A 10,341-nucleotide genomic window follows, 5' to 3' on the forward strand; every position below is an offset into this window, starting at 1 on the left:
CGGGCGCCGGAACACCCATCGGCCAGGGGCTGGCCTCCTACAGCCGCGTGCCGTTCAACCCAGTATGGTCTGTCCCAGGTCGCGGATCTGGGTCTGGAAGGCCGTCTCCGAGTTTTCCTGCCAGCGGTCGTGGCGGGACTTGAACTGGAAATAGCTCTCGTGGACCCTGCGCACCAACGAATCCTTGGCGGCATTTTCACTGAGGATGTCCTTGGTGGCCTCGAGCAGGGCCAGGATGACGTCGTCGGGCAGCGGCCCGAATCTGACCCCGTGGTTGTTGATCAGGTCGTCGAGGGCATCGGCGTTGCGGGCCTCGAGCCAGACGTGCGAGGTGATGTTGCAGGCGGCTGCGGCGTTGCGCATGATCGCCCGGAGATCGCCCGGCAGTGAATCCCAGGCCTCGCGGTTCACCACCACCTCGGTGCTGGTCGCCGGCTCGTGCCAGCCCGAGGAGTAGTAGTTCTTGGCGGCATTGTGCAGGCCCAGCGCCCGGTCGGAATAGGGGCCGACCCACTCTGCGGCGTCGATGGCCCCGCGCTCCAGGGCGGCAAAAAGCTCGCCTCCGGGCAGCAGCCGGGCGTTGGCGCCGATCGCATTGTAGATGTCGCCCGCGAGGCCGGGCATGCGGATGTTCAGACCCCGGAAGTCGCTCAGGCTTTCCACCGGACGGCGGAACCATCCCACCGGCTGGACGCCGGTGCAGCCCACCACCAGCGGCACCAGGTCGAAGGGCTCGTAGACTTCTTCGTAGAGTTCGTAGCCGCCGCCCTCGTTCATCCAGGCATTGTGGCCCTGGAACGTCATGCCGAATGGCACGGTGGTGAAATACTGGGCGGCGAAGGACTTGCCGGCCCAGTAGTAGGCGCAGCCATGGTTCAACTGCACCTGGCGACCGGCGGAAGCGGCATCGAAGCCCTCGAAGGCAGGCACGAGCTCATTGGCTGCGTAGACACGGATGCGGATGCGCCCGTCGGACATCTCCTCGACCCGTTTGGCGAAATCGGTGGCGCTCCCCGGCCCGGTCTGAAAGAACGGCAGGCCGGAGGGCCAGGTCGTGGTCATGCGCCAGTTGAAGCGTTCCTGGGCCTTGACGATGGCGGGGGCCGCCAGGATGCTCGCGCCGGCTGCAGCAGCCGGGCCCAGTTTCAGGAAATCACGACGCTTGATGCTCATAGCAACTGTCTCCTCCAGGAGTGGTCCGTCGGGCTTTTCGCCCCAGGTTCTTTACGTTTTCATACGTGCCCAGGCATCGGTGCACCCCTTGGTATCGGTGGCCCACCGGTGACTGCCACGAGGTCCGGCGACAGGCAGGAGTGGTGGTTGACCAGGTTCCCGGTGTCTGACCAGACCCCCGAAGTCTAGTCCGGGCCCATTGAAAATGACACGTCTCCCGGCTTTGGATGGCTTGCTGTCAAATTTATGTAACATCCTTGTTATCTAATGTCGCGAGTCTAGCGACCGGAAAACTCCGATGACCATCAGCATCCTCTTGGTGGAGGACGACGCCGCGGTACGGGAGGTTCTTTCCCTGCCGCTGCAGAAGGCAGGCTTCAACGTGATCGAGGCCAAGGACGTGCACCAGGCGCGACAGGCCCTGCTCGAGCATGCTCCCGATCTTGTGCTGCTCGACTGGATGCTTCCCGATATCAGCGGGGTGGAGTGGGCCCGTGACCTGAAGACCGCGCAGCATACCCGCGCTCTGCCCATCATCATGCTTACCGCGCGTGGCGAGGAGGAGGACCGGGTGAAGGGCCTGGAGGTCGGGGCCGACGATTATGTGACCAAGCCATTTTCGCCGCGCGAACTGATCGCGCGGATCCGCGCCGTGTTGCGGCGCACGGCGCCAACCACCAGCGACGAGCCAGTTGAACTCGACGGGCTGCGCCTGGATCCGCTCAGCCACCGGGTGACGGCCACAGGGAAGACTCTGGAGATGGGGCCAACGGAATACCGTCTGCTGCATTTCTTCATGACGCACCAGGACCGGGTGTTCACCCGCGGGCAGTTACTCGATAACGTATGGGGCACGAACGTCTATGTCGAGGAGCGCACGGTCGATGTGCACATACGCCGCCTGCGCATGGCCCTGTCCGGCTCCGGGCATGACGGCCTCGTGCAGACCATACGTGGTGCGGGTTATCGTTTCTCACGTCAGCCCTGAGTCCGGATCGCTTCCCGCCAGGGCAATGGTCGGCTGCGGATATGATGGCTGCCTGCGGACGTGGATGAACTTCCTTGCGGCCTGAAATGAAACCACGTAACCCCTGGCCTGCAGCCTATGCCCGGCTGCTGCTCGTGCTGCTGGCCCTGATTCTGATCGGCTGGGGGACCGGGCAGTGGCTGCTCGTGTCATTGCTGGCGGCTGTAGCGGCTCTCATCTGGAATTTCATCAATCTGCGCCGGCTCGAACACTGGCTGCGGTTGACCCGGAAGCTGGACCCACCCCAGTCGCTTGGGCTGTGGGGGGAAATCTTCGACGGTCTGCATCGCATGCGCATGCGTGCCCGGGAGCGCGACAAGCAGCGGCGCAACCTGGTCCGGAACTACCGTGACTCCATCAAGGCCATGCCCGACGCGACCGTGGTGCTGCGCGCGGACTATCGGATCGACTGGTCCAACCAGGCGGCCCGCGACATGCTCGGGCTGCAGTGGCCACGCGACGAGGGCCAACGCATCAGCAACATCTTTCGGCACCCGGAGTTTGTCACCTTCCTGGCCCAGGACTCGCGGGAGACGAGATCACTTTCGCTTCCTTCCCCCGTCGATGGCAGGTTGTGGCTCGAGGTGCGCCTGGTTCCCTACGCGAAGAAGCGCCACCTGCTCCTGGCCCGGGATACCACCGCGCTGAGGCGCCTGGAGACCATGCGCAGCGACTTCGTCGCCAACGTGTCGCACGAACTGCGCACGCCGCTGACCGTGGTCTACGGGGTTGCCGAGACCCTCGAAGATGGGATCGGGGAGCACCCGGAGTTGGCGCGTTCGGTACAACTGCTCAGGGAACAGGCCGAGCGAATGAAAAGCCTGGTAGAGGACCTGCTGCTGCTTTCGCGGCTGGAAACGGGCGACGGGGGGCGCGCCGGGGAGTGGGTGGATGTCCCGGCAATGCTTGCCAGCCTGGTCGAGGAGGCCAGGCTGCTCTCGGGCGACCGGCATCATCAGATCGAGCTTGAAGCCGGTTCGGGACTTCTGCTGCTTGGCAACGAGCGGGAACTGCGCAGCGCATTCGCCAATCTCGTGTTCAACGCCGTCCACTACACGCCAGAGGGGGGGCAGGTCCAACTCCGCTGGTTTGCCGATGCGACGGGAGGGCACTTTCAGGTGCGGGATACCGGTATCGGCATCGAGCCGCAGCACATCGACCGCCTGACCGAGCGTTTCTACCGTGTCGACAACGGACGGTCGAAGAGTCGTGGCGGCACCGGGCTGGGATTGGCCATCGTCAAGCACGTACTGATGCGTCATGGCGCCCAATTGAAGATCGACAGCAAGCCGGGCAGGGGCAGTACGTTTACCTGCTCGTTCCCGCCGAAGATTCTTCGCCAGTCCCTTGCCACGCGGGAAACCGTGCGGGCCTGAATCGTCTGCGGCAACGCCTGCCTCTGGCGGAAACCTCTTCCGCGATTTCGTCTTTCGAGAGTTGTTTATGTGTGATCTGAAAAATCTCTTCTCACCGAACGGGGGACGGTTCACGGACCATCCTGGAATCCGTTTTCTGCTCGTGATCGCCGCGCTCCTCCTGGTGCCCGTGACCGCTGCCGCAGAGGAGCCGGAAGACACATTCGGGCAGGACGCCGAGGCCCGTGCCCATGCCTACATGGCGCAGGAACCGCCCGAGTGGGACGCGGCGCGCGCGGCTTTTGCAGAGGCCGCTAAGCAGGGCTCTCCCCGCGCGATGAGTTATCTTGGCTGGATGTATGAGGGGGGGCATGGTGTGGCGCGGGACGGTGAGCTGGCGGCCAAATGGTATGGCCGCGCAGCGCGTGCCGGGGCCCACGATTTCGCCGTAAAACTCGGGTGGATGTATCTGGGCGGTGACGGTGTGGACCGCGATCGGGACCAGGCTGAGTTCTGGTTCCGTTACGCCATCGAGGCGGGGCATGCGCCGGCCCAGGTCGCCTGGGCCTCGGTGCTGATCGCCGACGCCCAGGGTGGGCGTGATCCGGAGCGGGTCTTCGAGGCGCAGGAACTGCTGGAGGAAGCCCTGGAGGAGGGACTCATGCTGGCTTCCTATTTTCTCGCTCGCCTGTATATCGAGGGCATCGGTACGCAGTCGGCGGACGATGCCCTGGCGGCGCACTACACCCGAATCGGCGCGGACGACGGTCACGGTCAGATGCAGGGCTGGTTGGCGTTCATGTATGTGAACGGCCAAGGGGTCGACCGGGACCTGGTCACGGCCGCGAAGTGGGCCAATCTGGCGGCGGCGAACGGCGACTCGTTGGGTCATGGGCTGCGGCTGATGCTCGACGAGCAACTCGCCCCGGAGCAGGTTCGCGAGGCCCGCCAGCGAGCGGTGGACTGGGCGCTGGGACAGCACTGAGGGCTTTCCCATGTTGCGAGTCATCCTCTTCAGTCTGGTCGCACTGGTGGTCGTTTTCCTCGGCGCCCGCTCCTGCGGTCTGACCCCGGAGCAGATCGAGGATCAGATCCTGTTGGCCGACCTCAACGTGGAGGAAGGCGCAGCCTACCGTGCCGCCAATCGCGAGCGTGAGGGTGTGGTGACCCTGTCGAACGGACTCCAGATCGAGGTGTTGCGCGAAGGGGACGGTCCGGTTCCGACCGACGATGACTGGGTACAGATCCATTACCGCGGCTGGCATGTCGACGGACGGGAATTCGAGAATTCCTGGCGCAAGGGGGAGCCGGCGACGGTGACGGTCTCCGGGACGATACCCGGCTGGCGGCAGGCACTGGTTTCGATACCGGCGGGTACCCGACTGAAACTCGTGCTGCCTCCCGAGCTAGCCTACGGTCGACCGGGAGGAGGCATCATCGGTCCGGAGGAAACGCTGCTCTTCGAACTCGAGTTGCTGGCCATCGTCGAGCCCGATCGGCCGCGCGAGCGCGACGAGTGGGAACAGCCAGTGCCCGGGCTGCGTTGACCGCGGGACGAATCGGGCGCAGCGCATCATGACTTTCTCCAACCATTCGCTCTGGCTGGTGGGCGCCTGGGTTGTCGGCCTGGGGCTTGGCATCGCCGTGCTGATGGGCCTGCTTTGGCTGCGTCTGCGGCGTATCCGGCTGCAGGTCGAGGCACGTTACCTGTCCGCTGTGGCCGAGTTCGACCGGCAGACGCCCGAGGCGGCTGCCCCCTTCGCCCATGTTCACGGCGAGCCGATCCGGCGACTCCTGCGGGGTCTGGTCGGGCCGGGCGTTTCTCCGGGTCCCGCGTCCTGGAAGTCCCAGGGGTGGCTGCGGTATGACAGTGACGCCAGGGAACGGGTGGCTACGGCGGAAACCTACTGCATCCCTGGGCTTTGGTGGGCGCAGGTCCGCCGCGTGCGGCTGCGGGCGCTGGGCTGGGTCGACGAGATTCACCAGGTCGAAGCAGGCCGTGTCACCAGTGGCTATTGGTGGCTGGGACTGTACCGTGTCGCCCGGCCGGGCTTTGGTCCGTCACCGCTGGCGCTTGAGGCGCAGGCGCTCGGCGAGGGGGTGCTGGCGCCCTGGGGCTGGTTCCTGGGCCGGGTGATCGATTGGGACGTAAGCGCGGACGCCAGCGAATGGCACGGCCGGGTGACCGCCACGGGTCACGAGGTCCAATTGCGGCTGGATGCCGCTGGCCGGCCCGCCACCCTGGATCTCCTGGGCGCCGGCGGCCGCGAGCGGGTGCGCATCGAGTACCACGGCTGGCGCTGGCTCGACCGGGTTCTGCTGCCCGAACGCCTGCGACTGATAGAGAACGCGGGCAGTGTGAACGAGTTCGTCCGCCTGGAAATGCGGCTCGCGCGACCGGTTCGTGCGCCTGCCTCCGGCTCCTGACGGTCGCGCCGGTGCGCCTGTCACGGATTTGTCATGTTTCAGTCATATGGTTGTGATCCAGGGGCGCAATACTGCCCACCGCGAATCAACGGTACCGGCCTCGAAGCCTGCCCTGTTCGTGACCACCATTCCAACTGAGGAAGACTGATCATGACGATGAAGAAATCCCTGGTCCTGGGCGTTGTTGCCGCTCTGGGCATGTCCGTTTCCATTGCCTCCGCCGAAGTCGATCCCAACCTGCCCGCCTACGAGCGTGTTTCCGGCGTTTCCGGGAACCTGAGCTCGGTCGGTTCCGACACCCTGAACAACCTGATGACCCTCTGGGCCGAGGAATTCGCGAAGTTCTACCCGAACGTGAACATCCAGATCCAGGGCGCCGGCACCTCGACCGCGCCGCCGGCGCTGACCGAAGGCACGTCCAACTTCGGTCCGATGAGCCGCCCCATGCGTGACTCCGAGCAGCGCGCGTTCGAAGAGCGTCACGGCTTTCCAGCGACGCTGGTGCCGGTCGCGATCGACATGATCGCGGTGTACGTGAACAAGGACAACCCGATCGAAGGCCTGTCGATTCCGCAGGTGGACGCGATCTTCTCCCCCACCCGCGCCTGCGGCTATGGCAAGGACATCAGCACCTGGGGCGATGCCGGTATGACCGGCGCCTGGGCGAACCGGGACATCACCCTGTACAGCCGCAATGCCGTGTCCGGGACCTACGGGTTCTTCAAGGAAAACGCGCTTTGCGGCGGTGATTTCAAGTCCAGTATCAACGAGCAGCCGGGTTCCTCCGCGGTCGTTCGCGGGGTCGAGCAGACCCTGAACGGCATCGGCTACTCGGGTATCGGTTACCGCACCTCCGGGGTGCGTGTGGTTCCGCTGGCCGCGACCGACGGCGGTGAGCACTTCGAGGCGACCGGCGACAACGCCGCCACCGGCGACTACCCGTTGGCCCGGTTCCTTTACGTGGCCGCCAACCAGCACCCGAACGACGGCTGGAACCCGATGGAAAAGGAATTTTTCCGGATGGTGCTGTCCGCCGAAGGCCAGGGCGTGGTGCACCGTGACGGCTACGTGACCCTGTCCGCCGCCGCCGCCGAGCGCTTCCGCAAGGAGATGAACCTCGACTGAGGTTCCTCTCGACAGTCAACCACGTACCCCGGCACGGCCCTGTGCCGGGGTCCGTGTTTTTGGGAACGATTCGAGATATCAGGGGTAGATCATGTCAGCATCCACGAGCGAAGAGCCGCTTGCGGCGGGTTCCCTGCTGCCGAGCACCGAGCGGCGGTTGAAGCTGCGCAAGAAGCGTGCGCTGCGAGATGGCATTTCTCGTTACGGCGTGGGCTCCAGCGGAATCGGTGTGATCATCGCTCTGGCTCTGATCTTTGTTTATCTGTTCTACGAGACTTTTCCGCTGCTCAAGCCCGTGAGCGTGGAAATGGATACCGAATTCACGGTGGTGGGCGATGCGGACGCCGCGCCCTCCCTGCACCTCGTGCTGGACCGCTTCGAGCAGATCGGCGGTCGTTTTTCCGAGACGGGCGCCATCACCTTCTTCGATGCCAGCACCGGCGTCGTTCGCGAGCGTCTGGAGATCCCGCGCCCCGAGGGGGAGACGGTGACTTCATTCGGCCGCGCCGAAAGCCGCCGAAGCCTCTTCGTGTACGGTTTTTCCGACGGCAGTGTGCTGCCGGTCAAGCTCAATTTCACCCAGGTATTCGTTGCCGGCCAGCGACAGATCCGGCCGGAACTCTCGTTCCCGCTGGGCGAGGAGCCCATCCGTATCGGTACCCGCGACACCGAGGCCTACTCGGCGCTTGCAATCGTCGAGGGACGGGGCGGTTACATCATTGCCGGTGGTACCGAGGAGGGGGACCTGGCCATGGCGCTGTTTTCCTCCCGAACCAATCTGATGACGGGCGCGGTCCAGATCCAGCGCAACGATTTCAGATTGCCGGACATCGGGCGGCCGGTGCGCCAAATCCTTGTCAACGAGTCCCTGCGCAACCTGTTCGCGATCGACGACCGCGGGCAGCTGTTCGTGTTCGACATCGTCGACCGCAACAACCCGTTTCTGATCGAGGAAGTGAACCTGGTCGGGGAAGGTGTCCGGGTGACCGCGGCGGAATTCCTCGTGGGTTCGCGTTCGCTGATTGTCGGTGGGTCTGACGGTACCGTGAGCCAGTGGTTTCTCGTGCGAGACGAAGAGGCCGGGGTTTTGCGGATGGCCCGCGTGCGCACCTTCCAGAGTCATTCGGGCGCGGTCACCTTCATCGAACCGGAGCATCTGCGCAAGGGTTTCCTGACCGGAGACGATACGGGCACTGTCGGGCTGCACTACGCGACATCGGGGGTGACGCTGGCGATGAAGCCGGTGGGCGAGAGTCCGGTCTCGCGGCTTGCCATGGGTCCGAACAACAGTCGTGCCCTGATTACCACCGAGGGCTCGGATCTGTTTCGGGTTCTCGCGATCGACAACCCGCACCCGCAGACATCGGTGAGTTCGCTTTGGGGCAGGGTCTGGTACGAGGGTCGCACCGAGCCGGAGTTTATCTGGCAGTCGTCCTCGGCCGATGACGCGTTTGAGGCGAAGTTCAGCATCGTGCCGCTGTCGGTTGGAACTCTGAAGGCCGCGTTGTTCGCAATGCTGCTGGCGACGCCGCTGGCGGTCATGGGCGCGATCTACACCGCGTATTTCATGGCGCCGGCGATCCGCAAGGTGGTCAAGCCCTCGATCGAACTGATGGAGGCGCTTCCCACGGTCATTCTTGGGTTCCTGGCCGGGATCTGGCTCGCCCCGTACGTCGAAAACAACCTGCCGATCGTCTTCACCGGCGCGATCCTGTTCCCGCTGCTCATCCTGGTTGCCGGGTTTGCGTGGTCGCGACTGCCGCAGGGAGTCCGCAGGTTCGTGCCCGGCGGCTGGGAAGCGGCGCTGCTGATTCCGGTGGTCATCGCCACTGGCTGGCTGGTGGTGACCAGCAGTCCCTGGATCGAAATCTGGTTCTTCGACGGCTCGATGCGGCAGTGGTTTACCGACGTCGGCATTCCCTACGACCAGCGTAACGCGCTGATCGTGGGTATGGCGATGGGCTTCGCGGTGATCCCGACCATCTTCTCTATTGCCGAGGACGCGGTGTTCAACGTGCCGAAGCATCTGACCAACGGTTCGCTGGCGCTGGGTGCGACGCCGTGGCAGACGGTCACCGGCGTGGTGCTGCTGACCGCGAGCCCGGGGATTTTCTCGGCGATCATGATCGGCTTCGGCCGCGCGGTGGGCGAGACGATGATCGTGCTGATGGCCTCGGGCAACAGCCCGATCGTGAACTTCAACCTGTTCGAGGGCATGCGCACGCTTGCGGCCAATATCGCGGTGGAACTTCCAGAGACGGCCGTCGGCGGAACGCACTTCCGGGTGCTGTTTTTGTCCGCGCTGGTGCTGTTGATGTTCACCTTCGTGCTGAATACCGCTGCCGAGATCGTGCGCCAGCGCCTGCGCAAGCGCTATGCGTCGCTGTAAATCCGGATCCGATTCGAGGACGACGAAATGAGAGAGTGGTGGAAGAGCGGCGCCCCGTGGATCTGGCTGAACGGCGGTGCGGTGACGATCAGCATGATCATGGTCTTCGGGCTGCTGTTGCTGATCCTGGTGCGCGGCTTTGGCAATTTCTGGCCGCATCCGGTGCTGGAAACCGAGTACATGGCACCCGGTGCCGATACCGCGGTTCGGGTGGTCGGCGAACTGCGTCGGTCGGAGATGTTGACGGGGCAGGCGATGCGCGAGGCAGGGGTCGATATCCCGGAGGACCAGCTTCTGGTCCAGCGGCACCTGATCAAGATGGGCAACCGGGATGTGACCGGGCGGGACTTCGGCTATTTCATCGACGACTTCCTGGAGGAGTGGCGTTATCCGAAGGACATGGCCGTCCTGGAACGGCGCGAGTGGGGCGATTTCTTCGGTAAACCGCTGCGGTTGCTGGAACGGGGCAACACGGTGGCCGTGGGTGATGCCTTGTGGCCGGAATTCCAGCAGCGGCTGCGCCGCAGCAACGACCTGTTCGACGAGATCCGCGGTATCGAGCGTGGCGCGATCGGCAACGTCAATTTCCGCATCGAGCGGGTCCGCCTGGATCGGCGCCGTGCCGAGCTGAGGGGTACCCTGACCGCGGAACTCGAGGCGGAACTCCAGCAACGCAGGCAGGCGCTCGATGCCGAGTACGCGGTTCTGGAACAGCGTCTCAATCAACTCTATGCCGACGCCGCCCGCGACAGTATCGTGATGCGTGCTGCTGACGGCAGCGAGGTGACGATTCGCCTCGCGGACATCGTCAAGGCCTGGCAGCCGAACGCGATGTCGGTTCCGGC

General features: G+C 64.5%; 8 protein-coding genes and 1 pseudogene. 8 read left to right on the plus strand and 1 reads right to left on the minus strand.

Going from position 1 to position 10,341, the window contains the following annotated elements; all coding sequences use genetic code 11:
• Positions 1-54 precede the first annotated feature (54 nt).
• Positions 55-1,173, minus strand: a complete 1,119-nt coding sequence (locus EA346_RS02345) for a TRAP transporter substrate-binding protein (protein ID WP_296755162.1) — start codon at positions 1,171-1,173, stop codon at positions 55-57.
• 298 nt (positions 1,174-1,471) lie between these two features.
• Between EA346_RS02345 and phoB the strand changes: the two genes are divergently transcribed.
• The 8 genes and pseudogenes from phoB to EA346_RS02385 all read left to right on the plus strand — a co-directional run.
• Positions 1,472-2,161 carry a phosphate regulon transcriptional regulator PhoB gene (gene phoB / locus EA346_RS02350; protein WP_296755165.1) on the plus strand — a complete coding sequence of 230 codons (690 nt, stop codon included), beginning with the start codon at positions 1,472-1,474 and terminating at the stop codon, positions 2,159-2,161.
• A gap of 86 nt (positions 2,162-2,247) precedes the next feature.
• Complete coding sequence (gene phoR, locus EA346_RS02355) at positions 2,248-3,576, plus strand: phosphate regulon sensor histidine kinase PhoR (protein WP_296755167.1); 1,329 nt, start codon at positions 2,248-2,250, stop codon at positions 3,574-3,576.
• A 67-nt stretch (positions 3,577-3,643) separates the two neighbouring features.
• Complete coding sequence (locus tag EA346_RS02360; protein ID WP_296755169.1) at positions 3,644-4,540, plus strand: tetratricopeptide repeat protein; 897 nt, start codon at positions 3,644-3,646, stop codon at positions 4,538-4,540.
• A gap of 10 nt (positions 4,541-4,550) precedes the next feature.
• Positions 4,551-5,102 (plus strand): FKBP-type peptidyl-prolyl cis-trans isomerase, encoded by a 552-nt coding sequence (locus tag EA346_RS02365; RefSeq protein WP_296755172.1) that lies wholly within the window; start codon positions 4,551-4,553, stop codon positions 5,100-5,102.
• 28 nt (positions 5,103-5,130) lie between these two features.
• Complete coding sequence (locus tag EA346_RS02370) at positions 5,131-5,982, plus strand: hypothetical protein (RefSeq protein ID WP_296755174.1); 852 nt, start codon at positions 5,131-5,133, stop codon at positions 5,980-5,982.
• A 150-nt stretch (positions 5,983-6,132) separates the two neighbouring features.
• Positions 6,133-7,107 (plus strand): phosphate ABC transporter substrate-binding protein, encoded by a 975-nt coding sequence (locus EA346_RS02375; protein ID WP_296755177.1) that lies wholly within the window; start codon positions 6,133-6,135, stop codon positions 7,105-7,107.
• 91 nt (positions 7,108-7,198) lie between these two features.
• Positions 7,199-9,496 (plus strand): ABC transporter permease subunit, encoded by a 2,298-nt coding sequence (locus EA346_RS02380; protein WP_296755179.1) that lies wholly within the window; start codon positions 7,199-7,201, stop codon positions 9,494-9,496.
• Between the two features lie 27 nt (positions 9,497-9,523).
• Positions 9,524-10,341 (plus strand): annotated as a pseudogene (locus EA346_RS02385) (phosphate ABC transporter, permease protein PstA); the annotation flags it as partial.

Source organism: Thioalkalivibrio sp. (assembly GCF_007692535.1).
Taxonomy (GTDB): Bacteria; Pseudomonadota; Gammaproteobacteria; order Ectothiorhodospirales; family Ectothiorhodospiraceae; genus Thioalkalivibrio.

Coding starts and splice junctions, on each gene's coding strand:
- EA346_RS02345 (WP_296755162.1), bottom strand. CDS start 1,173: ATGAGCATCAAGCGTCGTGATTTCCTGAAACTGGGCCCGGCTGCTGCA.
- phoB (WP_296755165.1), top strand. CDS start 1,472: ATGACCATCAGCATCCTCTTGGTGGAGGACGACGCCGCGGTACGGGAG.
- phoR (WP_296755167.1), top strand. CDS start 2,248: ATGAAACCACGTAACCCCTGGCCTGCAGCCTATGCCCGGCTGCTGCTC.
- EA346_RS02360 (WP_296755169.1), top strand. CDS start 3,644: ATGTGTGATCTGAAAAATCTCTTCTCACCGAACGGGGGACGGTTCACG.
- EA346_RS02365 (WP_296755172.1), top strand. CDS start 4,551: ATGTTGCGAGTCATCCTCTTCAGTCTGGTCGCACTGGTGGTCGTTTTC.
- EA346_RS02370 (WP_296755174.1), top strand. CDS start 5,131: ATGACTTTCTCCAACCATTCGCTCTGGCTGGTGGGCGCCTGGGTTGTC.
- EA346_RS02375 (WP_296755177.1), top strand. CDS start 6,133: ATGACGATGAAGAAATCCCTGGTCCTGGGCGTTGTTGCCGCTCTGGGC.
- EA346_RS02380 (WP_296755179.1), top strand. CDS start 7,199: ATGTCAGCATCCACGAGCGAAGAGCCGCTTGCGGCGGGTTCCCTGCTG.